The 26,061-nt window shown below is 65.4% G+C and carries 21 protein-coding genes; 7 read left to right on the forward strand and 14 right to left on the reverse strand.

All coding sequences use genetic code 11. The features are described from left to right. The first annotated feature begins 78 nt into the window (after nucleotides 1–78). On the forward strand, nucleotides 79–1,074 hold the full coding sequence (locus NLR35_RS18500) for a hypothetical protein (RefSeq protein WP_257167948.1): 996 nt from the start codon (nucleotides 79–81) through the stop codon (nucleotides 1,072–1,074). A 3-nt stretch (nucleotides 1,075–1,077) separates the two neighbouring features. Here NLR35_RS18500 and NLR35_RS18505 read toward each other — a convergent pair whose 3' ends face one another. From NLR35_RS18505 to NLR35_RS18525, 5 genes are all read right to left on the reverse strand, one after another. Next, a complete protein-coding gene (locus NLR35_RS18505; RefSeq protein WP_257167949.1) occupies nucleotides 1,078–1,875 on the reverse strand; it encodes a hypothetical protein in 798 nt (265 codons plus the stop codon). 191 nt (nucleotides 1,876–2,066) lie between these two features. Continuing rightward, nucleotides 2,067–2,582, reverse strand: a complete 516-nt coding sequence (locus NLR35_RS18510) for an OsmC family protein (protein ID WP_172235798.1) — start codon at nucleotides 2,580–2,582, stop codon at nucleotides 2,067–2,069. Between the two features lie 58 nt (nucleotides 2,583–2,640). Continuing rightward, nucleotides 2,641–3,426: an ABC transporter ATP-binding protein gene (locus NLR35_RS18515; protein WP_257167950.1), complete on the reverse strand. Its 786-nt coding sequence runs from the start codon at nucleotides 3,424–3,426 to the stop codon at nucleotides 2,641–2,643. Beyond that, nucleotides 3,426–4,274 (reverse strand): ABC transporter permease, encoded by an 849-nt coding sequence (locus tag NLR35_RS18520; protein ID WP_257167951.1) that lies wholly within the window; start codon nucleotides 4,272–4,274, stop codon nucleotides 3,426–3,428. The genes NLR35_RS18515 and NLR35_RS18520 overlap by 1 nt, the downstream gene beginning before the upstream one ends. Nucleotides 4,275–4,649: 375 nt before the next feature. Further along, nucleotides 4,650–5,624, reverse strand: coding sequence for an aliphatic sulfonate ABC transporter substrate-binding protein (locus NLR35_RS18525; RefSeq protein ID WP_257167952.1), 975 nt, complete (start codon nucleotides 5,622–5,624; stop codon nucleotides 4,650–4,652). 194 nt (nucleotides 5,625–5,818) lie between these two features. Between NLR35_RS18525 and NLR35_RS18530 the strand changes: the two genes are divergently transcribed. The 4 genes from NLR35_RS18530 to NLR35_RS18545 all read left to right on the forward strand — a co-directional run bounded on the left by NLR35_RS18530 (nucleotide 5,819) and on the right by NLR35_RS18545 (nucleotide 12,324). Beyond that, nucleotides 5,819–8,614 (forward strand): [protein-PII] uridylyltransferase, encoded by a 2,796-nt coding sequence (locus NLR35_RS18530; protein ID WP_257167953.1) that lies wholly within the window; start codon nucleotides 5,819–5,821, stop codon nucleotides 8,612–8,614. Between the two features lie 98 nt (nucleotides 8,615–8,712). Then, nucleotides 8,713–9,078 carry a DUF1304 domain-containing protein gene (locus NLR35_RS18535; RefSeq protein ID WP_257167954.1) on the forward strand — a complete coding sequence of 122 codons (366 nt, stop codon included), beginning with the start codon at nucleotides 8,713–8,715 and terminating at the stop codon, nucleotides 9,076–9,078. Nucleotides 9,079–9,424: 346 nt separating this feature from the next. Further along, complete coding sequence (locus NLR35_RS18540; RefSeq protein WP_257167955.1) at nucleotides 9,425–10,651, forward strand: ABC transporter substrate-binding protein; 1,227 nt, start codon at nucleotides 9,425–9,427, stop codon at nucleotides 10,649–10,651. Nucleotides 10,652–11,079: 428 nt separating this feature from the next. Then, nucleotides 11,080–12,324 (forward strand): ABC transporter substrate-binding protein, encoded by a 1,245-nt coding sequence (locus tag NLR35_RS18545; protein WP_257167956.1) that lies wholly within the window; start codon nucleotides 11,080–11,082, stop codon nucleotides 12,322–12,324. A gap of 324 nt (nucleotides 12,325–12,648) precedes the next feature. Here the strand turns inward: NLR35_RS18545 and NLR35_RS18550 are convergent, their stop codons facing one another. The 4 genes from NLR35_RS18550 to NLR35_RS18565 all read right to left on the reverse strand — a co-directional run bounded on the left by NLR35_RS18550 (nucleotide 12,649) and on the right by NLR35_RS18565 (nucleotide 14,759). Next, complete coding sequence (locus tag NLR35_RS18550; RefSeq protein WP_257167957.1) at nucleotides 12,649–13,266, reverse strand: ATP-dependent Clp protease proteolytic subunit; 618 nt, start codon at nucleotides 13,264–13,266, stop codon at nucleotides 12,649–12,651. Nucleotides 13,267–13,307: 41 nt separating this feature from the next. Then, nucleotides 13,308–13,667 (reverse strand): SRPBCC domain-containing protein, encoded by a 360-nt coding sequence (locus NLR35_RS18555; protein WP_257167958.1) that lies wholly within the window; start codon nucleotides 13,665–13,667, stop codon nucleotides 13,308–13,310. Further along, nucleotides 13,664–13,978, reverse strand: coding sequence for a helix-turn-helix transcriptional regulator (locus NLR35_RS18560; protein WP_257167959.1), 315 nt, complete (start codon nucleotides 13,976–13,978; stop codon nucleotides 13,664–13,666). The genes NLR35_RS18555 and NLR35_RS18560 overlap by 4 nt, the downstream gene beginning before the upstream one ends. A 355-nt stretch (nucleotides 13,979–14,333) precedes the next feature. Next, nucleotides 14,334–14,759, reverse strand: a complete 426-nt coding sequence (locus NLR35_RS18565; protein WP_257167960.1) for a DUF1330 domain-containing protein — start codon at nucleotides 14,757–14,759, stop codon at nucleotides 14,334–14,336. Nucleotides 14,760–14,907: 148 nt separating this feature from the next. Here NLR35_RS18565 and NLR35_RS18570 point away from each other — a divergent pair, with 148 nt between their 5' ends. Further along, nucleotides 14,908–17,136 (forward strand): transglycosylase domain-containing protein, encoded by a 2,229-nt coding sequence (locus tag NLR35_RS18570; RefSeq protein ID WP_257167961.1) that lies wholly within the window; start codon nucleotides 14,908–14,910, stop codon nucleotides 17,134–17,136. Between the two features lie 248 nt (nucleotides 17,137–17,384). Here the strand turns inward: NLR35_RS18570 and NLR35_RS18575 are convergent, their stop codons facing one another. From NLR35_RS18575 to NLR35_RS18595, 5 genes are all read right to left on the reverse strand, one after another. Continuing rightward, on the reverse strand, nucleotides 17,385–20,060 hold the full coding sequence (locus NLR35_RS18575; RefSeq protein ID WP_257167962.1) for an EAL domain-containing protein: 2,676 nt from the start codon (nucleotides 20,058–20,060) through the stop codon (nucleotides 17,385–17,387). A 301-nt stretch (nucleotides 20,061–20,361) separates the two neighbouring features. Further along, nucleotides 20,362–21,201: a M48 family metallopeptidase gene (locus NLR35_RS18580; RefSeq protein WP_083846380.1), complete on the reverse strand. Its 840-nt coding sequence runs from the start codon at nucleotides 21,199–21,201 to the stop codon at nucleotides 20,362–20,364. A gap of 208 nt (nucleotides 21,202–21,409) precedes the next feature. Next, nucleotides 21,410–22,738, reverse strand: coding sequence for a polyhydroxyalkanoate depolymerase (locus NLR35_RS18585; RefSeq protein WP_257167963.1), 1,329 nt, complete (start codon nucleotides 22,736–22,738; stop codon nucleotides 21,410–21,412). A 124-nt stretch (nucleotides 22,739–22,862) separates the two neighbouring features. Next, on the reverse strand, nucleotides 22,863–23,675 hold the full coding sequence (locus NLR35_RS18590; protein WP_257167964.1) for an ABC transporter permease: 813 nt from the start codon (nucleotides 23,673–23,675) through the stop codon (nucleotides 22,863–22,865). Next, nucleotides 23,672–24,463, reverse strand: coding sequence for an ABC transporter ATP-binding protein (locus NLR35_RS18595; protein WP_257167965.1), 792 nt, complete (start codon nucleotides 24,461–24,463; stop codon nucleotides 23,672–23,674). Before NLR35_RS18595 ends, NLR35_RS18590 begins: the two co-directional genes overlap by 4 nt. Nucleotides 24,464–24,562: 99 nt before the next feature. On the opposite strand from NLR35_RS18595, the gene NLR35_RS18600 reads away from it, so the two are divergent. Beyond that, nucleotides 24,563–25,927, forward strand: coding sequence for an ActS/PrrB/RegB family redox-sensitive histidine kinase (locus NLR35_RS18600; protein ID WP_257167966.1), 1,365 nt, complete (start codon nucleotides 24,563–24,565; stop codon nucleotides 25,925–25,927). Nucleotides 25,928–26,061 lie beyond the last annotated feature (134 nt).

A 26,061-nucleotide genomic window follows, 5' to 3' on the forward strand; every position in this document is an offset into this window, starting at 1 on the left:
TCCCCACTTTCAAAACCGGCACGAGACTGCCATCCTGGCCAGATGACAATGAAGTCTCGAACAGCAGTGCCTCGCGCCTTGATCGCCAAGCTGTCCGCGCTGGCGTCGACTCGCGAGAGCTGGGATGACGAGTTGCCGGGCATCCTGGACGAGTTGTCTGCTTTGCCACCTCAGCTTGTCGTCCTGGCTTCGCGTGAGATCGCGCTAGCGGCCCATCTCGGCAGGCCGACATTGATGGATCGGCTACTCGCTGGATTTTCCAGTGAACGCGTCTATGTCCGCGATCTCTCCATGATGGGACGAACTCCGAACTATGCGTGGATTTTTTTGTTTCATCCGAACGGCCATGTCCGCGAGGCGGCGCTCGACACATTACAGACACCTCCCTTGTCTGCGTTCTTTCTGGCTGCCGTGGCCTGGCGGTTGAATGATTGGGCCGAGCCGGTCCGGCGCGCCGCCGCAGGCTATCTGGAGCGCGTCCAGAGGCAGATCGCGCCGGACGTCGCAGCAAGCAGTGCACCCTATCTCCTCGACCGCCGACACAGCTGGGGTCGCTGGGGCAGCGAAGCCGACCTGCTCGACGACGTTTTCAGCAGGTCGGACGTGCTGCCGATCGTTGCCGGCTTTCTGCAACGGACTGCAAACGGCTCGCTGGCCAAGTATCTGCGTCTACTCGCGCGCTATCCTGCGATCGATCAGTATCTACCCGCCCTGGCCACATCGGCGATCCAGCCGCGGGTCAGAGCCATTGCCTATCGCTGCCTGCTGACGGGCAGCGTCACCTGGTTTACGGGCTACGGGTGGGAATGGATCGACAAGGTCTATGGCATCAGGAAGCGCGTTCCGAAATTCGATCACCGTCCCCTACAGGGCATCGCACGGCCGCCTGATCTGTTCTGGCAGGCGGCACGCGATGCATCGGTGATCGTGCGGCGTGCCGCAGCCGATGCACTGATTGCCAGTCGTGCAGCCGTACCTGACGAAGACCGGCTGATCGCGCATTTCGAGCAGGACAAGAACCCATCCGTGCGATCGCGCGCCGACTTCCTGCGCCGACGCCCACGTCTGTCGTAACGATCAGACGCGCGCCGGCTTGCGTCGCCCCAGCCACCACAGGCCGAGATTCCAGCCCACGCAGGTCGCAAGTGCGCCGCTGAGGCCCGCGACGGCACCGAGATGCAGGCTGCCGAGATGCAGCACGACGACCGCCAAGGAAAATCCGATCAGGCCCCAGGCGCCGTTGGCCATCACCGCGGCCGTGGCGGGGCCACCGATGCGCGGCTGGAGGATCAGCATCATCGAGGTGAAGACGATCGGAAACAGCGCGAGAATGCCGGAGACGCTGGGGCCGGCCCAGCCGGAGACCGAGGTGACGGTGGCGACGAGCGTTGCCACCAGCGAGGCGCGCAAAGGGACATCGTACCAGCGTCGTGTGATCAGCGGCATCTTGGCGTGGCGGTAGCGCTGCAGCAGCGGCAGGCAGATCGCGAAGGTGACGATGTTGGCGACGATGCCCATCAGAAGCGTCCACTGCACGCTCTTGATCAGCGACGCGAGGCCGAGCCACACCGCGACCGCGGTGGCGCTTGCCACCCACACGCTGTGGCGCTGCGCGAGCACGGCGTAGGCGAGGCTGAGGAAGATGGTCGCGGCGTTGATCGGCAGGCTGGTCAGCGCGCCCTGCGCGATGAAGGCCGCGTCATGGTCGAGCGCCAGGAACACGTAGGTCGGCCCGGCCGAGATCGGCAAGGTGGCGACCAGCGCGCCGATCACGGGTCCGGTGCGCTCGGCGATCATCGACGCCGACACCACGAACGACGCCGCGATCACCATGCGCAGGCCGAGGACGAGCAGGAAGGAGGGATCGAGGGACATGTTCAGCCGTCGTCCCGGGCAAGCAGACCATGGCGATGCGCAAGCATCGCCGCTGATAGCGCTGACCCGGAACCCATAACCACAGGCGGTCATGGGAAGGAGAAGATTGGAGTGACCGGCCGGGGCAACTATTGCCGACGGTGGTTATGGGTCCCGGCGTTCGCCGGGACGCCCCCGTGGAGAAAGACAGGCTACGCCGCCACCCGCTTCAGGCTGACCGACACCTTCGGGCCGTTCTTGATGGTCTGATAGACCACGCAATAGCGCTCGGTGAGCTTGAGCAGGAGGTCGAGCTTGTCCTGCGGCGCATCCGTGTCGACCTCGAAGCGCAGGCGGATTTCCTGGAAGCCGACCGGGGCCTCCTTGTCGACGCCGAGCGTGCCGCGGAAATCGAGATCGCCTTCGGCCAGCACGAGGCCGCTCTTCAGCGGGACCTCTACGGCGGTCGCGACCGACTTGAGGGTGACGCCGGCGCAGGCGACCAATGCTTCCAGCAGCATGTCGCCGGAGCACAGCTCCAGGCCGGAGCCGCCCGTGGCCGGATGCAGTCCGGCGACGGCCAGCGCGCGGCCGGTCTCGAGCTTGCAGGTCAGGCCTTCACCGCCGACCTCGCCCTTCGCCTTCAGCGTGATGACGGCGGCGGAGGGGTCAGCCTTGTAGCGTTCCTTGATCGGCGCCTGCATGGCGCGCAGCTCGGCAGCATCCATTGTCGTTCTCTCTCCCGGATTCATTTCCGAACAGATGTACCGGGCAAGGACGCCGCTGTCACCACCACAGCCCGCCGCCGGGCTCACGCCTGCCCTGCGTATCCGGCACCGTCCGGTCGAGCGAGCGATCGAGCGCGGTCAGCACGTGGCGCTTGAACTGCTCGAACAGGGGCGCGTTGCGGTCGCGCGGGCGCGACAGATTGATGGTGATCTCCTCGAACAGCCGCCCGGGATGCGGCCGCATCACCAGCACGCGGTCGGCCAGCACGACGGCTTCCTCGACATCGTGGGTCACCAGCACCAAGGTCGGGCGGGTGTCGGCCCAGAGGTCGAGCAGGTGATCCTGCAGGTCTTTTCGTGTGAAGGCATCGAGCGCCGAGAACGGCTCGTCGAGCAGCAGCACCTCCGGCTGCGCCACCAGCGCGCGGGCGATCGCGACGCGCTGCGCCTGGCCGCCGGACAGTTCGCGCGGCCAGACCTTGGCCTTGTCGGCGAGGCCGACACGCGCCAGCGCCTTCGCAACGCGCTCGCGGCGCTCGGCGGCCGGCAGCTCGGACAGGCCGAAACCGATATTGTCGGCGACGCTGAGCCAGGGCAGCAGTCGCGGCTCCTGGAAGATGATGCCGACCTTCGCATGCGGCGCCGAAATCGCTTCGCCGTCCAGCGTCACGGTGCCGGCGCTGGCGCGGTCGAGGCCGGCGATGGCCCGGAGAAGCGTCGACTTGCCGCATCCGGAGCCGCCGATGATGGCGATGATCTCGCCGAGCTGGATCTCGGAGGAGAACCGCTCCAACGCGTGGACGCCGTTGGGATAGACCTTGGTGACGGAGGCGAGCTGCAGCATCAGGCGGCTCCGCTCTGGCGCGCAAAGCTGTCCTGCCAGCGCAACAGCGGCGCGGTCGCGATCTCCAGCAGCCAGTCGGTCGCCTTGCCGATGATGGCGAAGATGACGATGGCGGCGACGATCTGCGCCGGCTTGCCGAGCTGCTGGCCGTCGATCAGTAGATAGCCGAGGCCCTCGGAGGCGCCCATGAACTCGGCGGCGACGACGAACATCCACCCCAGGCCGAGGCCGACGCGCAGCGCCACGACATAGGCCGGCAGCACCGCGGGCAGCAGGATGCGGCGGATCATCGCCGGGCCGGACAGGCGGAAGACGCGGCCGACCTCGACGATCTTGCGATCGACCGACAGGATCGCGCCGGTGAGGCCGAGATAGACCGGGAAGAACACGCCGACCGCGATCAGCGCCACCTTGGAGGTCTCGAAGATGCCGAGCCAGAGGATGAACAGCGGCACCCAGGCGATCGACGGGATCGCGCGCAGCGCCTGGATGGTCGGATCGACCAGCCGGCGGGCGAGGCCCCAATAGCCGCAGATGCCGCCGAGCAAGGTGCCGGCGGCAACGCCGAGGCCGAAGCCGATGCCGACGCGGGAGAGCGTCATCGTGATGTGGCGGGTCAGCTCGCCGGACTGGGCGAGCTCGGCGATCGTGGTGAAGACTTTTGACGGCGGCGGCACGAGGCGGCCATTGGACCAGCCGGCCCGGACGGCGAGCTCCCAGGCCAGCGCGAGCGACAGCGGCAGCAACAGCCCGAGCAGCGGCCGCGCCAGGCGGGTGAGCCATGGCCGGCTTGCGGTCTGCGGTGTGGCCGCCGCGGCGGGGGCCTGGAGTTCGACGGTCATGGTCATAGTGAGAACAGCGTCTGGGGTGGGAATGCAAGGCGTGGAGTGGACCCGGGGCGGGTGGCGCTGGCCGATGGCAATGACGGATGTGGGCGCGCCTGTCAGGGGTGAACCAACGGCGGCGCCCCAAATTCGGTGTCGTCCCGGCCTTGAGCCGGGACCCATACTCCGCGGCAGTCGTGAGGAGGCGAGATGCCGCTCCAGCCTGCCTCAAACAGATTGCACGGAGTATGGGTCCCGGATCTGCGCCCGCCAACGCTGGCGCGTCGGCGGGCTTGTCCGGGACGACACCTGTTTTTTAACGCGCCACCGGTCTTTGTCGCTCGGACTTTGCGGCAAGCGCTAGGGGAGGCGTGAGCGCTCGCGCAAGCGCGGGTCGCGCTAATTCGTCGGCAGCGGCACCTGGTCGTCGATCAGCGCATCCAGCGTGGCCTTCACGTCGACCTTGGCGTCCACCACGCCCGCCTGCTGTAGCGCCAGGCCAGCGGCCAGGATCGACTCCCGCTGCGGGGCGCCGATGCGGCTGTGGGTGAGCTCGGTGCGTTCCTTGAGCTGCTTGTCGACGACCGTCTCCGGCAGCTTGGTGACGGCAATGAACGTCTTCTTCAGGTCGTCGTAATTGGCCAGCGCGTCCTTGCGCGCGACCTCGTAGGTCGCGAGCACGCGGCGGACGATCTCCGGATTGTCCTTCAGGAACTGCTCGCGGACGTTGAGGATGCCCCAGGTGTTGGCGTCGGCCTTGCGGTAGAAAAGTTTGGCGCCCTCCTCGACCTCGGCCCGCGCCATCATCGGATCGAGCCCGGCCCAGGCATCGACATCGCCGCGGATCAGCGCCGCCTGGCCGTCGGCGTGCTGCAGCAGCACCGGGGTGATGTCCTTGTCGGTGAGCCCGGCCGCCAGCAGCGCGCGCACCAGGAAGATGTGCGGATCGGTGCCCCGGGTCACCGCAACGCGCTTGCCCTTGAGGTCGGCGACCGAGGCGATCTTGGAATCCTTGCCCGTCACCAGCGCGGTCCATTCGGGCCGCGAATAGACGTAGATCGACTTGATCGGGTTGCCGTTGATCTTGGCGACCAGCGCGGCGGAGCCGGCGGTCGAGCCGAAATCGAGCGAGCCGGCATTGAGGAACTCGAGCGCCTTGTTGGAGCCGGCCGACTGCACCCAGACGATGCTGATGCCGTCCTTGGCGAACTCCTTTTCCAGGAGACCCTTCTGCTTCAGGACCAGCGACACCGGATTGTACGTCGCCCAGTCGATCCGGATCTCCTTCACCTGGTCAGCGGCTGTTGCAACGCCGCATCCCAGTAGAAACACGGCTGCGAGCCCGGCCAGTCCCCGCCTCGTCCATCCACCCATCGTCAACCTCCTGACCTTAAAAACATTGGTGTTGTTTCAAAGCGTTATGCCAGGGCTCAACGAGAATTGTTTTTCCTTTCCATGCCACGCCGAAGCACGATCACCATCCGTCCACGACCGGTGACAGCATGGAATGATTGCTGCATTGGAAGTTTCGTGACAGCACGGGCCTTGTTCGATATCCGGTTGCATCCATGGACAGCGTCGCCACAGATTCCAAAGCCTTCACCTCGGCCGATTTCGACAGCGCCGGCATCGCAGCCGCGGTCGACGCGCTAGCGAAGCAGCACTCCGGCCGGGAGGACATGTTCCGCGCCGCGGTCGTGCAGTTCCTGAAAGCGGAGCTGGTCAAGGCGCGTGCCGCCGCCCAGGCGGAGCTGCTGAGGGATCGCCATGGCCGGCGCTGCGCCGAGCGGCTGTGCTTCGTGCAGGACGAGATCATCCGCATCCTCTACGCGGCGGCCACCGAGCATCTCTATCGCTCGGACGTGCCGAGCGGCGCCGAGCGCATGGCGGTGGTCGCCACCGGCGGCTATGGCCGCGGCCTGATGGCGCCAGAGTCCGACATCGATCTCCTGTTCATCCTGCCCTACAAGCAGACCGCCTGGGGCGAGCAGGTCGCCGAAGCCATCCTGTATTCGCTGTGGGACATGGGACTGAAGGTCGGCCACGCGACCCGCTCCGTCGACGAGTCGATCCGCCAAGCGCGCGGCGACATGACCATCCGCACCGCCATCCTGGAGACGCGCTATCTCGCCGGCGACCGGCCGCTCTATGACGAGCTGGTCGCGCGCTTCGACAGCGAGGTCGTGCAGGGCACGGCGGCCGAGTTCGTCGCCGCCAAGCTCGCCGAGCGCGAGGAGCGGCATCGCCGCGGCGGCCAGTCGCGCTATCTGGTCGAGCCCAACGTCAAGGACGGCAAGGGCGGCCTGCGCGACCTGCATACGCTGTTCTGGATCGCCAAATACGTCTACCGCGTGCGCGAGACCGCCGAGCTGGTCGAGCGCGGCGTGTTCGACGCCCATGAGTACCGCACCTTCCGCCGCTGCGCCGACTTCCTGTGGTCGGTGCGCTGCAATCTGCACTTCGTCAGCGGCCGCCCCGAGGAGCGGCTGTCATTCGACCTGCAGCGCGAGATCGCGGTCCGGCTCGGCTACACCAGCCATCCGGGCATGCAGGATGTCGAGCGCTTCATGAAGCACTACTTCCTGGTCGCCAAGCAGGTCGGCAATCTCACCGCGATCCTGTGCGCCAAGCTCGAGGATCAGCAGGCCAAGGCGGCGCCGGTGCTGAGCCGGATGATCTCGCGCCTGACCACCGGCTCGACCTGGCGCCGCGTGCCGGAGAGCGACGACTTCATCGTCGACAACAACCGCATCAACCTCGCCGCGCCCGACGTCTTCAAGCACGATCCGGTCAATCTGATCCGCATCTTCCGCCTGGCGCAGAAGAACAACCTCGCGTTCCATCCCGACGCGATGCGCGCGGTGACGCGCTCGCTCAACATGATCAACACCGAGCTGCGCGACGATCCCGAGGCCAACCGGCTGTTCATGGAGATCCTGACCTCCAACGATGCCGAGACCGTGCTGCGGCGGATGAACGAGACCGGCGTGCTCGGCCACTTCATCAGCGCCTTCGGCCGCATCGTCTCGATGATGCAGTTCAACATGTATCATCACTACACGGTCGACGAGCACCTGATCCGCTGCATCGGCTTCCTGCAGGAGATCGAGCGCGGCGGCCATGACGAGTTCGTGCTCGCTTCCGACCTGATGCGCAAGATCCGGCCCGAGCATCGCGCCGTCATCTACATCACGGTGCTGCTGCACGACGTCGCCAAGGGCAGGCCCGAGGACCATTCGGTCGCCGGCGCCAAGATCGCGCGCCGGCTGTGCCCGCGGCTCGGCTTCAACAATGCCGACACCGAGCTGGTCGCCTGGCTGATCGAGGAGCACCTGACGATGTCGACGGTGGCGCAGTCGCGCGACCTGTCGGACCGCCGCACCATCGAGAAGTTTGCGGCCGTGGTGCAGTCGGTCGAGCAGATGAAGCTGCTGACGATCCTCACCACCGCGGATATCCGCGGCGTCGGCCCCGGCGTCTGGAACGGCTGGAAGGCGCAGCTGTTGCGCACGCTGTATTACGAGACCGAGCCGGTGCTGACCGGCGGCTTCTCCGAGGTCAATCGCGCCAAGCGCATCACCGCAGCGCAGGCCGAATTCCGCAACGCCTTCACCGATTGGCCCGAAGACGAGCTCAACACCTATATCGGCCGGCACTATCCGGCCTATTGGCTCAAGGTCGAGCTGCCGCGCAAGATCCGCCACGCCCGCTTCGTCAGGTCGAGCGAGGATGCCGGCCACAAGCTCGCGATCAATGTCGGCTTCGATCCGGCGCGCGGCGTCACCGAGCTGACAATCTTCGCCATGGACCATCCGTGGCTGCTGTCGATCATCGCCGGCGCCTGCGCGTCGGCCGGTGCCAACATCGTCGACGCCCAGATCTACACCACGACCGACGGCCGCGCGCTCGACACCATCGCGATATCAAGGGAATATGAGCGCGACGAGGACGAGGGCCGGCGCGCGACGCGGATCGGCGAGACCATCGAGCAGGTGCTGGAAGGCAAGCTGCGGCTGCCCGACGCCGTGGCGCGGCGGACCACCAGGGGCAAGCAGCACAAGGCGTTCTCGGTCGAGCCGGAGGTCAGCATCAACAACCAATGGTCGGAGCTCTACACGGTCATCGAGGTCTCCGGCCTCGACCGACCCGGCCTGCTCTACGAGCTGACCACCGCGATCTCGAAGCTGAACCTGAACATCGCCTCGGCGCATGTCGCCACCTTCGGCGAGCGCGCCCGCGACGTGTTCTACGTGACCGATCTCTTGGGGGCGCAGATCAACGCGCCGACCCGGCAAGCGGCGATCAAGAGCGCGCTGCTGCATCTGTTGGCCAGCGAGGACGCGGCGGCACAGCCGGCGGCGTAAGGATATGGGGAGTGTCGGCGGTTGCGGCTGCGCGGCAGGGACTTGATTGAGGGGATCGGCAACGCCGCCGGTCTCGAATGGCTTGGGGGAGCCGAACCATGGCATTGCTTGCAAACATCGTCGTCGGACTGATCGGCCTGCTGCACGTCTACATTCTCGTGCTCGAGATGTTTCTCTGGACCAAGCCGGCCGGCCTGCGAGCGTTCAACAACACGCCGGAGCGCGCCGAGGCGACCAAGGTGCTCGGCGCCAACCAGGGCCTCTACAACGGCTTCCTCGCCGCCGGCCTGTTCTGGGGCCTCGCGCACCCCGCGCCGGCCTTCGCCTTCCAGATCAAGATCTTCTTCCTGCTCTGCGTCCTCGTCGCCGGCCTCTACGGCGCCGCCACCGCCAGCCGCAAGATCCTGTTCATCCAGAGCGTGCCCGCCACGATCGGCCTCGTGCTGGTCTGGCTGGCGGGCTGAGCCAGGCTGCATCTCCACCACCGGTGTCGTCCCGGCCTTGAGCCGGGACCCATAATCCCGGGCAGCGCTCGAGGCACGATCGCCACTCCGAGTCCTCGCCACACGACCGCCGGTGGCTATGGATCCCGGCTCTGCGCCCCGTCGTCGCTACGCGACGCCTGGGCTTGGCCGGGACGACACCGAGCTTGTTGAGCCAACTGGGCATGTCATAGCGATATCGCCGGAACCGCCGCCCCCTGCCCTACTCGCCTTGCGCGCGCCCAGCCGTTCCTCCACACTGCCCCCCAGCGATGGCGCCCGCAGGGTAGACCAGCCGCATAACAAATCAGGAGGAACGATAGACCCCATGCGACAGGGAATTATCCGTCTTGCCGGCGCGGCCGCGTTGGCCGTCACGCTCTCCGTCACGTCAGCCCAGGCCCAGAAGAAATACGATCCCGGCGCGTCCGACACCGAGATCAAGATCGGCCAGACCGTGCCGTTCTCGGGCCCCGCCTCGGCCTATGCCTCGATCGGCAAGACCCAGGCCGCCTATTTCAACATGATCAACGAGCAGGGCGGCATCAACGGCCGCAAGCTCAAGCTGATCCAGTATGACGATGCCTATTCGCCGCCGAAGGCCGTGGAGCAGGTGCGCAAGCTGGTCGAGGACGACGAAGTTCTGCTGACGTTCCAGATCATCGGCACGCCGTCCAACGCCGCCGTCCAGAAATACCTCAACGCCAAGAAGGTGCCGCAGCTGTTCGCGGCGACCGGCGCCACCAAGTTCACCGATCCGAAGAACTTTCCCTGGACCATGGGATACAATCCCAACTACTTCACCGAAGGCCGCATCTACGGGCAATACATTCTGAAGGAGCATCCCAGCGCCAAGGTCGGCGTGCTCTATCAGAATGACGATCTCGGCAAGGACTATCTCAACGGCATCAAGGCCGGCCTCGGCGACAAGGCCGCGACCATGATCGTGTCCGAGGCCTCCTACGAGGTGTCCGATCCCACCATCGATTCCCAGCTCCTGAAGCTCAAGGCGGCCGGCGCCGACCTCCTGTTCTCGGCAGCAACGCCGAAGCAGGCGGCGCAGGCGATCAAGAAGCTGCACGAGCTCGACTGGCATCCCGTGCACATCGTTGACATCAATGCGACATCGGTGGGCGCGGTGCTGCAGCCGGCGGGCCTGGAAGCGTCGAAGGGCGTGATCTCGGTCAACTACGGCAAGGATCCGCTCGATCCGCAGTGGAAGGACGATCCGGGCATGAAGCGCTATTTCGAGTTCATGGCCAAGTATTATCCGGACGGCGACAAGAACTCGAACTTCAACACCTATGGCTACGGCAACGCCGAGCTCCTGGTGACCATCCTGAAGATGTGCGGCGACAATCTCACGCGCGAGAACGTCATGAAGCAGGCAGCCTCGCTGAAGGACGTCGTCGGCGACCTGTCGCTGCCGGGCATGAAGATCAACACTTCGCCGACCGACTACCGCGTCAACAAGCAGCTGCAGATGATGAAGTTCAACGGCGAGCGCTGGGAGCTGTTCGGCCCGATCCTGGAGGACAAGGGCGCGGCGGGTTAGTTCTCCGCCAGTTTCGGCGCCCGACCTTCGCCATGAACAAGCCTCTCGGCTTGTTCATGGCCGGTGTGCAGTGCCGCCCTCGGCTTTTTCCCCTCATGGTGAGGAGCGCCGCGCCCGGCTGCTGGCCATTACGAAAGCTACAAACTCGCGGCGCGTCTCGAACCATGAGGCCCGAGCTGGGGCCTCGCCCTTCGAGACGCCCGCCTTCGGCGGGCTCCTCAGGGTGAGGAGCAGAAGCATTCGACTTGCAAAACCGGTAAAGGGCTGCGCCAGCGCGCAGCCCTTTTGCGTTGCGGCACGGATTGCGCCGGTTGGTCGCTCTCTGAAACGTTGCCTTGTCGACTTGCTTCCTCCACACTCGCGTGCAGCGATGGCGACATAACAACCAAGAAGAACCATCGACAGATATCACCGGAGGGAGGACTCGCATGAGAACGTCACTGTTCGGTCTCGGTGCCATGGCACGTGTCATGACGCTTGCTGCGTCGCTTGCCATCGCGCTTTCCACATCCGCCTACGCCCAGAAGAAATACGACACCGGCGCCACCGACACCGAGATCAAGATCGGCCAGACCGTGCCGTTCTCCGGCCCGGCGTCCGCCTATGCCGGCATCGGCAAGACCCAGGCCGCCTATTTGCGCATGATCAACGAGAAGGGCGGCATCAACGGCCGCAAGCTCAATCTGATCCAGTATGACGACGCCTACTCGCCGCCCAAGGCGGTGGAGCAGGTGCGCAAGCTGGTCGAAGGCGACGAGGTGCTGTTCACCTTCCAGATCATCGGCACGCCGTCGAACGCTGCGGTGCAGAAATATCTCAACGCCAAGAAGGTGCCGCAGCTGCTGGCTTCGACCGGCGCGTCGCGCTTCACCGATCCGCAGAATTTTCCGTGGACCATCGCCTACAACCCGAACTACCAGTCCGAGGGGCGGATCTACGCGAAGTATATTCTGGCCAACCACCCCAACGCCAAGATCGGCATCCTCTACCAGAACGACGATCTCGGCCGCGACTACATCGCCGGCCTGCGCAGCGGCCTCGGATCCAAGGCCGACAGCATGATCGTGTCGGAGGCGTCCTACGAGCTGTCCGACCCGACCGTGGACTCGCAGATCGTCAAGCTGAAATCCTCCGGCGCCGACCTGCTCTACAACGCCTCGACGCCGAAATTCGCGGCGCAGGCGATCAAGAAACTCGCCGATCTCGCCTGGAAGCCGGTGCACATCCTCGACATCAACGCGAGCCCGGTGTCGGCCACGCTCAAGCCCGCCGGCCTGGACATCTCCAAGGACATCATCAGCACCAATTACGGCAAGGACCCAGCCGATCCGGAATGGAAGGACGATCCCGGCGTGAAGGCCTATTTCGAGTTCATGGACAAGTATTATCCTGAAGGCGACAAGCTCAACACGGTGAACACCTACGGCTATTCGACCGCGGAGCTGCTGGTGCAGATCCTGCGCCAGTGCGGCGACGATCTCACGCGGGAAAACGTGATGCGGCAAGCCGCCAACATCAAGGGCTACGTGCCCAGCCTTGCTTTGCCCGGCCTCTCGATCAACACCTCGCCGACCGACTTCCGCATCAACAAGCAGATGCAGATGATGAAGTTCAACGGCGAGCGCTGGGAGCTGTTCGGCCCGATCATCGAGGATACGGGAGCGGCTGGGTAGCCCCGGCGCCTCCGCACCCATCGCTGTCATGCCCGCCACCGGGTCTCGCCTTTTGGCGAGCTCGATGACAGGCTCCGGCGGGCATCCAGGACGCCGCGGCCTCTCGTGGATAACAACTGTCGACCGGAAGAAGGCGCGTTATCGCACATCTGTCACTACGAGCGATCAAACGCGTTGGTTACTCCGTCATGCCCGGGCTTGTCCCGGGCATCCACGTCGTTCTCAGAATGCCGGACGACGTGGATGGCCGGGACGGGCCGGCCATGACGACGAGGAGTTGGAGGCGCACAAAACTCCGATCACGCATCCGAGGGCGGCAGACGATCAATCACCACTGACGCTCGCCAGATCCCGCTGCTTGACCACCCGGTCGATCAGCCCCCAGTCCTGCGCCTCGTCCGCGGTCATGAAGTGATCCCGATCCAGCGTGCGCTCGACGTCCTCGTAGCTGCGGCCGCAATGCTCGGCATAGAGCCGGATCATGCGGCGCTTGGTCTGCTCCATCTCCCTGGCGTGGATCATGATGTCGGACGCCTGCCCCTGAAAGCCGCCGAGCGGCTGATGGACGTGGAGGCTGGCATTGGGCAGCGCCGTCCGCTCGCCGGGCTCGCCCGCCATCAGCAGGAACGATCCCATCGACCGCGCCGTTCCCATGCACAGCGTGTGCACCGGCGCCTTGACGAACTGCATCGTGTCGTACATCGCGAGCCCAGAGGTGACCACGCCGCCGGGCGAATTGATGTAGAGGTGGATCGGCCGCCTCGGATTGTCAGCCTCGAGAAACAGCAGCTGCGCGCAGACCAGCGCGGACACGGTGTCGTTGACCTCGCCGTTGAGGAACACGATGCGCTCGCGCAGCAGCCGCGAATAGATGTCGAAGGATCGCTCGCCGCGGCTCGACTGCTCGATGACCATGGGGACGAGTTGCATCGTGTCGCGCATGCGCGAGCTCCCGTTCAGTGAGTTGGTGATGGGTTAGAGCGTCAGGCCGCGCGCATGAGACTGCGCGTGTTGCTGTTCGCCGCGGGCGGCATACAACTCATCCGCATCGTCGCGGGCAGGCCGTGGATGATCCTGAGCCGCGTGCCGCCATCGGCATTGGGTGTGACCTGGAACGTCACGATGCTTTCGAGATAGGGCGGCGCGTCATCGCGCATCCGGTAGCGGACTTCCTCGCCCGAGGTCGACGAGATCGGCGCGGCATCGGCGAGGTCTCCTGACGGCAGCCAGGCTTCGCGAAAGGCGGGAATGCTGATGGCACGCCAGACCTTCTCCGGCGGTGCGTCGAGCTCGTAGTCGAGCACCAGATCGTCGCCCTGCCGGCCAGCCTCGAGATCGGTCATTGGTCCATCTCCTTCAGCAGGGTTTTCAATGCATCGACCCGTGACGGCCAGTAGGCGCGGTACTTCGCCAGCCAGCGCGCGATCTGCGCCAGTCCATCGGGATCGACCTCGTAGTTGACGAAACGGCCCTGCCGTTCTTCGCGCACCAGCCCGGCATTGCGCAACACCGCGAGATGCTGCGACATCGCCGGCTGACTGATCGTCAGCCCCTCGCGCAGCGCGCTGGCATTCATGCTGCCGGCGGCGAGCTTCTCGAAGATCGCGTAGCGCGTCGGGTCGGCCAGGGCTTTGAAGATGTCGCTCTCGATCATGCCGAGACATAAGCATGAACTTATGTGTTGCGCAAGCGGGCATTCCGAACAGGCCCGTACCGGGAGCTGCGCTATCGACATCTCGTCTGGGTCTGCCCCGACGCCGCTGCACCACCGGTGTCGTCCCTGCGAACGCAGGGACCCATAACCCCGGGCGGAGTTTGGGGCACGACAGGTTCAACCAGCCCCCTGCCTCAAGATAGATCACGCGGTATGGGTCCCGGATCTGCGCCCGCTGACGCGTTGCGTCAGCGGGCTTGTCCGGGACGACAGCATGGGATGATCTCGCGCTTCACGGGCTGATCATTGAAGATGGAGCTGCTGCTCAGGTGCTCGTCACCTCATTGCAGGAGTATCACTCCGGCACCTCGCCAAAATTCTTCCCCACCGGTAGCACGGCGTGCCGGATCAGCCGCGAATCCTCCACCGCCGCCTGGCGATGCTTCACCGCCTCGCGATAGACGGGATCCCTGATCATCTCCACGAAGGCCTGCACAGACGGATACTCCGCGATGAAACAATGATCCCAGCGCTCCTCCTGCGGGCCGATCAGCATCAGCTCGAAGCGGCCCTGCCAGACGATGCGGCCGCCGAGGCGTTCGAACACCGGGCCGCTCTCGCGGCCATAGGCGGCATAGGCTTCCGCGCCGCTGGCCTTGCGGCCGTCCGGATAGGCGGCCTCCTTGCGCAGCCGCACCAGGTTCAGCATGTGGATCGGACCCGGCCGGTCGTTGTCGCGGAACTGCGCGAACACCTCCTTGGTGGGATCGATATGGCCCATGAATCTCCTCGCCTGTTTGTTGTTTACGTCTGCTTAACCATAACGCGGCGTTGACGGCGCGGAACTCCTAATTGCGCGTTAAGCTTTTCCTAACTGCCCCTTAAACTCCGGACATTACCGTGGTCGGACGGCAGGGCTCGGGTTGCGTATGGCGCGGGGACGGAAACAGGGCGGCAGCGGTCGCAAGGAGCCGCGTTTCGGCCTTGCGGCGGCGATGGCCGATTTGCGCCTCGATCCCAAGGACCGCATTCCGGCCGGCGAAGACGCGCCGAAGAAATCAACCAAGAAGAAGCCGGTCGAGCCGGACGACGAGGACGATGTGCCGGCGCGCGAGCCCAAATCTGCCCAGCCGAAACCCACCCCATCAAAAGCCAAGCCTGCCCGCAGCAAATCGCGCTGGGGGATGTCGATCGGCCGCATGGCGTATTGGGCTGTCGTGTGCGGCCTGTGGGGCGTCATCGGGCTGGTCGGCGTCGTGATCTGGGCCGGCGCGCATCTGCCGCCGATCCAATCGCTGGAAATCCCGAAGCGTCCGCCGACGATCGAGATCGTGGGCTATGACGGGACCATGCTGGCGCAGCGCGGCGAGATGGCCGGCGCCAATGTCGCGCTGAAGGATCTGCCGCCCTATCTGCCGAAGGCCTTCATCGCCATCGAGGACCGCCGCTTCTATCAGCATTTCGGCATCGACCCGATCGGCATCGCGCGTGCCGTGGTCGCCAACATCCTGCATCGCGGCGTGTCGCAGGGCGGATCGACCCTGACGCAGCAGCTCGCCAAGAACCTGTTCCTGACCCAGGAGCGCACGCTCGCCCGCAAGCTCCAGGAGGCGGAGCTCGCGCTGTGGCTGGAGCGCAAATATTCCAAGCGCGAGATCCTGGAGCTGTATCTCAACCGCGTCTATTTCGGCTCCGGCGCCTATGGCGTCGAGGCGGCGGCGCAGCGTTACTTCGGCAAGTCGGCGCGGCAGGTGACCGTGGCCGAGGCCGCGATGCTCGCCGGCCTCGTCAAGTCACCGTCGCGGCTGGCGCCGAACCGCAATCCGGAGGGCGCCGCCAAGCGGGCGCAGACCGTGCTCGCGGCGATGGCGGATGCCAAGTTCATCACCGAGGCCCAGGCGCAGGCCCAGATCGCGCATCCCTCCGTCGCGGTGAAGCCGGCCGGGGCCGGAACCGTGAACTACGTCGCCGACTGGATCGGCGAGGTGCTCGACGATCTCGTCGGCCAGGTCGAGGACTCGATCGTGGTCGAGACCACCATCGACCCGAAGCTGCAGAGCGTGGCGGAAGCCGCTGTTATCGACGAGCTCGCGGCCAAGAGCGTGAAGTTCAACGTCAGCCAGGGCGCATTGGTGGCAATGACGCCCGATGGCGCCGTGCGCGCCATGGTCGGCGGCCGCAACTATTCGGACAGCCAGTTCAACCGCGCCGTCACCGCCAAGCGCCAGCCCGGCTCGGCGTTCAAGCCGTTCGTCTATCTCACCGCGATCGAGCAGGGCCTGACGCCCGACACCGTGCGGCAGGACGCGCCGCTGGATCTGAAGGGCTGGCGGCCGGAGAACTACACGAAAGAGTATTTCGGGCCGGTGACGCTGACCCAAGCGCTCGCGATGTCACTCAATACAGTCGCCGTGCGCGTCGGCCTCGAAGTCGGGCCGAAGAACGTGGTGCGCACCGCGCACCGCCTCGGCATCGCCTCGAAGCTCGACCCCAACCCGTCGATCGCGCTCGGAACGTCCGAGGTGTCGATGATCGAGCTGGTCGGCGCCTACGCGCCGTTCTCCAATGGCGGCCTCGCCGTCTCGCCGCATGTGGTGACGCGGATCAAGACGCTCGACGGCAAGCTGCTCTACATGCGCCAGAACGAGCAGGCCGCGCAGGTGATCGACCCGCGCAACGTCGCGATGATGAACCAGATGATGCAGGAGACCTTGATCTCGGGCACCGCCAAGAAGGCGGAGATTCCCGGCTGGGTCGCCGCCGGCAAGACCGGCACCAGCCAGGATTTCCGCGACGCCTGGTTCATCGGCTACACCTCGCGCCTCGTCACCGGCGTCTGGCTCGGCAATGACGACAACTCGCCGACCAAGAAGGCCACCGGCGGCGGCCTGCCGGTCGAGGTCTGGACCCGCTTCATGCGCGCGGCGCATCAGGGCGTGCCGGTGGCAGCGCTACCGAATGCACAAGGCGCCGGCCTGGTGCCGACGCTGGCGCAGATCGCCTCGCAGATCACGGCGCCGACGGCTCCTGCCCCCGCGCCCAATGCCGCCTACGCCGCGCGCTCGTCGGCGCCGAACGCCAGCCGCGGCAATGTCCGGCCTGAACCCGCGGCCGGCCTCGACGGCTGGCTGGTGGACCGCCTGTTCGGCGGCCGCTGATTTCAGCTGATCGCGTTCCGCCGATAGCGCCACACCCACCGTCATTCCGGGGCAAGGCCGCAGGCCTTGAACCCGGAATCTCGATTTGGCCTGGTGTTGTTCTTTTCCAACAATCTCGAGATTCCGGGTTCAATCGCCACCGCGCTCACGCGCGTTGACGATTGCTCCGGAATGACGATGGAAGCGAGATGGTACGGCACCGAGCTGTGCCGCGATCTCGGCTGGGGAGACGATGAAGCGCGGCTAACTCAGCCAGCCGCCTTGGCGGCCGGGCGCGGCGACGGCTCAACCGCCACCGATCCCGCCGCCTGCGCCAGCGCCCGTCCGACCTGGCGCAGCATCAGGCTGGCGCGATAGGAGCTGTAGTCCAGCAGCCAGCGGTTGAAGGCTCCGGCGGCCATCGGACGGGCGAACAGGAAGCCCTGCATGGCATCGCAGCCGAGCTCGGCGAGCAGCTTGCGCTGCGGCTCGGTCTCGACGCCCTCGGCCACCACCTTCACATCGAGGCTCTGGCCGACCCGGACCACCGCGGTGACGATCGCCCGCGTGCCCTGGTCGTTCTCGAAATCGCGCATGAAGCTGCGGTCGATCTTCAATTCGTGGATCGGCAGCTGCGCCAGCCGGCTCAGGCTGGAATAGCCGGTGCCGAAATCATCCAGCGACAGGCCGACGCCCATGTTGCGCAGCTCGCTCATGGTGGCGATGACCGTGGCGCGCTCGTTGAGGATCACGCCTTCGGTGATCTCCAGCATCAGCATCTTCGCCGGCAGGTCGTTGGCGGCCAGGATCTGCGCCACGACAGCCGCCAGATTGACGTTCTGGAAGTTGATCGGCGACAGGTTGACCGAGATGCAGGGGATGTCGAGACCGGCGCGGCGCCAGGACGCCATCTGCTGGCAGGCGGTCTTGATCGACCACACGCCGATCTGCTCGATCAGGCCGCATTCCTCGGCGAGCGGGATGAACTTGGACGGCGACACCTCGCCCAGCACCGGATCATGCCAGCGCGCCAGCGCCTCGACGCCATGGATCGCACCGTTCTTGGTGCAGATCTGCGGCTGGTAATGCAGCGTCAGCGCCTCGCTGGCGATCGCCTCGCGCAGCGCGGTCGAGTGCATCAGGCGCTCTTCGGCCAGCTTGTCGATATCGGCGCTGAAGAAGCGATAGGTCGCGCGGCCGGCGCGCTTGGCCTTGTACATCGCGCCGTCGGCCTGCTTGATCAGGGTCTCGATATCCTTGGCATTGTCCGGATACAGGCTGAGCCCCATGCTCGCGGACATCGGCACCTGGCGCTTGCCGATCGTCAGCGGCATCGCCAGCGCCGCGGTGATCCGCGCCGCCGCCAGCGAGCACTCGAGCGCATCGCGGTTCTGCAGCACGATCACGAACTCGTCGCCACCGAGCCGGCCCAGCAGATCGCCGGGCCTGATCTGCGCCCGCAAGCGGTTGGCGAAGCCGACCAGGAACTCGTCTCCGGCGGCATGGCCGAGCGTGTCGTTGACGTCCTTGAAATTGTCGGCGTCGAGGAAGGCGACGGCGAGATGGCTGCCTTCGGGGCAGGCCTTGATCGCCTCGGCGATCATTGACGGGATGCGGGCGCGGTTGGGCAGGCCCGTCAGCATGTCGTGATAGGCGACCTGCGAGATCGTCGAGCGGACCTCCTGGCGCTCGATCGCCAGCGCGCCGAGCTGGACGCAGGCCTGCACGATCTGCTCATGCCAGGGGCTCGGCCCGCGGCATTCCCGGAAATAGAATGCGAAGGTGCCGATGACGCGGCCGTCCTTGCCCTGGATCGGGGTCGACCAGCAGGCGCGCAGGCCGGCACCCAAGGGCCCGTCCTTGTAGAGTTGCCATCGCGGATCGCTGTCGATGTCGCGCGCCAGCACCGGCTCGCAGAGATAGGCCGCGGTGCCGCAGGAGCCGACATCCGGCCCGATCGCAACGCCATCGAGGCCGGCGGAATAGGCCGGCGGCAGGCTGGGCCCGCCGAGCGGGTGAATCTTGCCCTCGGAATCGACATGCAGGATCGAGCAGACCACGTCGGGGGCCAGCTCCTCGACCCGGCGGCACAATTGGTCGGCGATCGTCGTGATCGACAGATCGGATGCCAGCGACGACATGATCAGCTGCTGCAGCGAGCGCAGCTGCTTGGTCTCTCTTATGTCGCTGAGCAGGCCGACGAGATATTTGACCTTGCCGTGGCGACTCCGGTGCGCCTTCACATGCGCCGTGGTCCAGATCTCGTGGCCGTCCTTGTCATAGATCAGCAGGTCTTCCTCGACGCCCTGATCATCGAGAATGCACTGCTTCAAGCGCTCGACCAGCGCGGGATCGGTGCAGGGGCCGGACAGCAGCTTCTCGACCTGCTGTCCGAGCGCCTCCTCGGCGGAGTAGCCATAGATGCAGGTGAAGGCGGCGTTAGTGTAGAGGATCTTCAGCTCGTGATCCGCCACGACGACGGCACGGTTGCTCCGGTCCGCCACCGACGTCATCAGCGCGTTGCGCTCGCGCAACTGGACCTCGGAGGTGACGTCGCGCATCAGCAGCAGCGAGCGCACCGGCGTCGGGCCGGAGGGGAGCTGATGGCGGGTCAGGTGGACGCGGTTGCGAGAGCCGTCCTCATGGCGGATCGTCAGCTCGCAGGCAAAATCGGCCTCGTCACACGCAGACCGGCGATCCGCCGCCTCATCGCCCGGCTCCTCGTCTTCAAGCGTCGCCGGCATCGCGTCCGCAGGCACGCCCAGATCCGCGAGCTCGGCCCCGATCAGGCTGGCCAGATCGCGCCGCAGCAGCGCCGCGGCGGCGTTGTTGGCGTGATGGACGCGGCCACGCGCGTCGAGAAAGAGGATCGCTTCGGAAGCACGCTCGAGCGCGGCCGAGAGCAGTGGAGCGGACGCGGCCGGTTGAAACTCGCTTGCAAGCATCGTTCGATTCGAGGCGCGCTGCACGTTTTGGGAGAAACGATCAGCACTGGGGTTGCAGCGAACGCCCCGACTTCTGCTGGGGCGTCACCTTGGGGGTTGATCAAGCTCGAATCTGGCGAGGTCGTCGTTACAGCCACGTTAAAGCGCTGGCGAATTGGCCGGACTCCTCTGGTTGCATGTGAGGAGGCTTAAGAATTCGATAGCTGATGGATCGCTTCTGCTCGGATGACGGAACTCAAACAAATGGCCCGGACCAAGAGGCCGGGCCATTGTCGTCTTCCATCGCCGATCGTTCGATGTCTCAGTCCTCGACGCCGTAGCGGTGCAGGTCGTTGCCGCAGGTGTCGAGCCACTTCTTGGCGCGCTCGACCGAGCCGCAGATCTTGCCGCACACCTTCCAGAACCGCGCCGAGTGGTTCATCTCGATCAGATGCGCGACCTCATGCGCTGCGAGATAATCGAGCACGAAGGGCGGCGCGAGGATCAGGCGCCACGAGAACGACAGCGAGCCGGCCGAGGTGCATGAGCCCCAGCGGCTGGATTGGTCGCGGATCGACAGCCGCTTGACCTTGACGCCGAGCTGCTCGGCATAGGCGTCGGAGGCCTTCTGCAGGTCGCGGCGCGCTTCGCGCTTGAGGAAGTCGAGCACGCGGCGCTCGGTGTGCTCGATGCCACCGGCCACGCACAGGATCTTCTCGCCACTGTCACGCGTTTCGGTCCACACCGTGCCGCGCTCGCCGGCGCGATGCACGATCTTGTGCGGCACGCCGCGCAGCGGCACCAAGGTGCCCGGCAGGAACGGCGCCGCCTTCGGCAGACGGCCGAGACGCGCGGCGATCCACGCGCCGTGACGCTGCGCGAAGTCTTTTGCTTCGATGATGGTGCCGCGCGGAGGCATCGTCAGGATCGCTTCGCGATCCGACGGATGGATTCTCAGTGTATAACGTCGCGCACGACGGTGACGCCGCAATCTAATCGAGTAGATTTGCGAGCCGTGCTTGACGAGAAGACGCGAGGGTTCGGCGGGCCGCCGATAGAGTAGCGCGCGAGTGGCCATTTCTGTCAGTCCGGGAGGGAAGAACTCGCCCGGATTTTGCCATATCCACCGCCAGGGAAAGCGCTCGGCGCAAAAACAAATCATTTGCCCAACATACAGGGGCTCCGGGGGTTCCGCACCCCAGAGTTTGGGCCTCTGCGCGAGCTCAAAAAGTGAATTCAGAATCAGAAGCACCGCTCAAGTAGCGACGCCACATTCACTGCTTGAGTCACTCCTGAAATCGGGTTTTCGAAGTCTCTTCAAAGAGTTAACGCGCAGTCGGATTCGACTGCGCGAAATCCTTCCCTCGACGCTATTCAGCAGCAATCGCAAGCAGCGACTTCGGATCAGCCGCCGACAACATGAAGTCGTTGATGCGCGGCACGATCTCCGACTTGAATCGCGAGCCGTTGAACACGCCGTAATGACCGACACCTGGTTGCACGTAGTGAACCCGGCGATGATCCGGGATCGACGAGCACAAGCCATGCGTCGCTTCGGTCTGGCCGAGACCGGAGATGTCGTCCTTCTCGCCTTCGACCGTCATCAGCGCGACGCGCGTGACCTTCGACGGATCGACCAGCACGCCGCGATGGGTCATCTCCCCCTTCGGCAGCGCGTGCTTGATGAACACCGTCTCCACCGTCTGCAAATAATATTCCGCAGCCAGGTCCATGACGGCGAGATACTCGTCGTAGAAGTCGCGGTGCTTGTCGACCTGGTCGCCGTCACCCTTCACGAGGTTGGCGAACAGCGCCTTGTGGGCGTCGACATGGCGGTCGAGGTTCATGCTGATGAACCCGTTGAGCTGCAGGAAGCCCGGATAGACATCGCGCATCACCCCGGGATGCGGGAACGGCACCTTGGTGATGACGTGGTTGCGGAACCAGTCGATGCCGCGCTCTTGGGCGAGATTGTTCACGCCGGTCGGGTTGCGACGGGTGTCAATCGGTCCGCCCATCAGGGTCATGGAGATAGGTGCGAAAGGGTCGCGCTCGGCTTCCATCACCGAGACCGCCGCGAGCACCGGCACCGCCGGCTGGCACACCGCCATGACGTGCATGTTGGTGCCGAGGAAGCGCAGCATCTCGATGACGTAATCGATGTAGTCGTCGAGATCGAAGCGGCCTTCGGCCAGTGGCACCATGCGGGCATCGGCCCAATCGGTGATGTAGACCTCGTGCGTCGGCAGGAAGGCCTCGACCGTGCCGCGCAAGAGCGTCGCGTAATGGCCGGACATCGGCGCCACGATCAGCAGCCGCGGCTGCGGGCTGCGCAGCGGGCGGATGTGCTTGCGGTCGAAATGGAGCAGGCGGCAGAACGGCTTTTCCCAGATCGAGTGGACCTCGACCGGCGTCTTGACGCCGTTGACCTCGGTCTCGTCGAGTCCCCATTCGGGCTTGCCGTAGCGGCGCGTGGTGCGCTCGAACAGCTCGCAGGCCGCCGCGATCGACTTGCCCATCTCGGTGTGCGCCCAGGGATTGAGCGGGTTCTGAAACAGGATCTTGGTGGCATCGGTGACGGCGCGCGCCGGATTGAGCGAGGCATGCGCCATTTCGTACATCCAGTACATCGGCGTCGTCAGGACCGGACTGCCTTCCGACGCCAGGGGCGGTGCACCGCCAAACTCACCTATCGGCATTCTCGTTCAACCCTCTCTGCAACGCAGCATACTGCCGAATGCGTAATTAAGCGTCAATGCGCTGAGTTACGAGTTCGTGCCTCAAACCAGCGAAATGAGCCCGGAAATCCACGGGAAAACGCAATTATTCACCCGACGACAGCAGCGAGCCCGCGCGGCGCGCGCTGCGTAACAGAGCAATGAATGCCGCAAACGACGCCAACAGCAGGGCGGCATTGAGCCCGAGCGCGGTCAGCATCAGGTCGGAGCGGAACACGTGGTCGGTTAGCAGTGCCCGCATGCCCTCGAACACATAGGTCGGCGGCAAGGACCAGGCGATCAGTTGCAGCCAGTGCGGCAGCACCTGCACCGGATAGTACACGCAGGTCAGCGGCATCAGCGCGAACATCAAAGTCCAGACGATGCTCTCGGCGCCGAGCCCGTTGCGCAGCACCAGGCCCGACACGAAGATGCCGACCGCCCAGGAGGTGAAGATCAGGTTGCAGAAGAACGCGACCAGCGGCAGGCCGAGACTGTAGAAATTGAAGTCGAAGAACCAGACCGCGATCAAGGTCATCGGGATGATGCCGATGGCGAGCCGGACCAGGCTCATCGTCATCAGCGCCAGCAGGAATTCGATCGGCGTGAGCGGGCTCATCATCAGGTTGCCGATGTTGCGCGCCCACATCTCCTCCAGGAAGGAGATGGAGAAGCCGAGCTGGCCGCGGAACAGGATGTCCCACAGGATCACGGCGCCGATCAGCGTGCCGCCGGCGCGGGCGAAGAACCCGGCATTGCTGGCGATGTAGGTCTGAAGGAAGCCCCAGGTGATGATCTGCAGGGTCGGCCAGTACATCAGCTCCAGGAGCCGCGGCCAGGACGACAGCAGCAGGTACCAATAGCGCAGGACCATCGCGCCGATGCGGTGAGGAGCGATCGCCAAGGACAGGTCGTTCATTGTGCGGCCTCCCGGTCACGGCCGCGGGCGACGTCGAGGAACACGTCTTCCAAGGTCGAGCGGTTGTAGCGCGCCATGATGCCGGCCGGACTGTCGTCATCCTCGATCCGCCCGCGCTTCATGATGATGACCCGGTCGCAGAGACGCTCGACCTCGAGCATGTTGTGCGAGGCCAGCAGGATGGTGGCGCCGCGGCGCGCGCGGTAGCGCTCGAGATGGCCGCGCACCCAGTCGGCGGTGTCCGGATCGAGCGAGGCCGTGGGCTCGTCGAGCAGCAGCAGCTCGGGATCGTTGATCAGCGCCTTGGCGAGCGCCACGCGCGTCTTCTGCCCGGCCGACAGCTTGCCGCTGGCGCGGTCGATGAAGTCGGTCAGGTCGAGCTGCGCGGCGAGCTCGGCGATGCGTTCCTTGAGATGGTCGACCGCATAGAGCCGGCCGAAGATGGTGAGGTTCTGCCGCACCGTGAGCCGCATCGGCATGTCGACATAGGGGCTCTCGAAATTCATCCGCCCGAGCACCGCAGCAGCCTCGTCCGGCATCTTGTGGCCGAGCACCTCGACGGTGCCGGAGGTCGGCTGCACCAACCCCATGATCATCGCGATCGTCGTGGTCTTGCCGGCGCCGTTGCCGCCGAGCAGCCCCGTGATGCTGCCCCGGGACATCGCAAAGGAGATGCCGTCGACGGCCGTGGCCGTCTTGTAGATCTTGGTCAGGCGCGACACCGCTATCGCAGGCGAACCTGATCCGGGAGCCGACGATGGCGTCGGCGCTGCGTCATCTTGCGTCATGTCCTGGGTTCATTGAGGCATTGTGCCGCAAACCGCAACAGGCCACCAACGGCCGGGCCGATTTGTCGCCGCGCCCTGACGGCATTAAGTTCCGATCCCATGACCGACGCCCTGATCATCGACACGCCCGATACGGACTATCGCCATCCGCGCCAGCGCGTTCGGCTCGACACCATCCTGCGGCTGCGCTGGCTCGCTGCGCTCGGGCAGCTCAGTGCGATCTTCATCGTCGTGCAGGGGCTGGAGTTCGACCTGCCGGTCGTCCCCTGCCTCGCCGTGATCAGCATCTCGGCGCTGCTCAATCTCGGCCTGCAGATCGCCTTCAATCCGATGCAGCTGTTGGAGCCCGCGCATGCCGGCGGCCTGCTCGCGCTCAACATCATCGAGCTGACGGTGCTGCTCTATCTCACCGGCGGACTGGAGAACCCGTTCTCCTACATGTTTCTGGCGCCGGTGCTGATCGCCGCGACCGCCCTGCCGATCCGCCTGACGATCATGCTCGGGCTGCTCGCGGTCGCCTGTGCCACCGCGCTGTTCTTCATGCATCTGCCGCTGCCCTGGGAGGGCGAGGAGCCGCTGATCTTTCCGCCGATCTACCTGTTCGGCGTCTGGCTCTCGATCGCGCTCGCGATCGGCGTCACCAGCCTCTACGCCTTCCAGGTCACCGAGGAGGCGCGCAAGCTGTCGGATGCGCTCGCCGCGACCGAGCTGGTGCTGGCGCGCGAGCAGCATCTGACCCAGCTCGACGGCCTCGCCGCGGCCGCGGCGCACGAGCTCGGCACCCCTCTCGCCACCATCGTGCTGATCTCGCGCGAATTGGAGCGGGCGCTGCAGGACAACAGCCAGGTCACGTCCGACATCAAGACCCTGCGCGAGCAGGCCCAGCGCTGCCGCGATATCCTCGGCAAGATCACCCAGCTGTCGTCGACCGGCTCGATGTTCGACCGCATGAAGCTGTCGACCCTGATCGAGGAAACCGTCGCCCCCCACCGCGACTTCGGCGTCGACATCAAGATCCGCGTCGCCGTGACAGCCGCGAAGGAGCCGGTCGGCACCCGCAATCCGGCGATCCTCTATGGCGTCGGCAACATCCTCGAGAATGCGGTCGACTTCGCGCGCGACACGGTCGAGGTGAATGCCTGGTGGAATAACGACGTCGTCGAGCTGGTGATCTCCGACGATGGACCGGGCTTCGCCCCCGATATCGTGAAGCGGATCGGCCAGCCTTATCTGTCGCGCCGGCGCAGCGGCGAGGATGGCCAAGGCGGAAACCAAGGCGGAAACCAGGGCGGCGGCCTCGGGCTCGGCGTGTTCATCGCCCGCACTTTGCTGGAGCGCACCGGCGCCAAGGTCTCGTTTACCAACCGCACCTTCCCGGACCATGGCGCCGTGGTCCAGATCTCCTGGCCGCGGCGGCGTTTCGAAGCCAGCGAGGACGCTGACGGCATGGAACCGGAAGAATGAATGGAGCCCGCCCTGGTATACGGCCCGCCAGCCTGCGCGGCGTCACGCCGCAGACTGCGGCATCCCGCGATCTTGGCAGCGCCGGATCGGCAGACCATATGAGGCTGACACAGATCGTCTCGTGACCATCGAGC

Origin of the sequence: Bradyrhizobium sp. SRS-191, from assembly GCF_024586915.1 — a bacterium.
Lineage (GTDB): Bacteria > Pseudomonadota > Alphaproteobacteria > Rhizobiales > Xanthobacteraceae > Bradyrhizobium.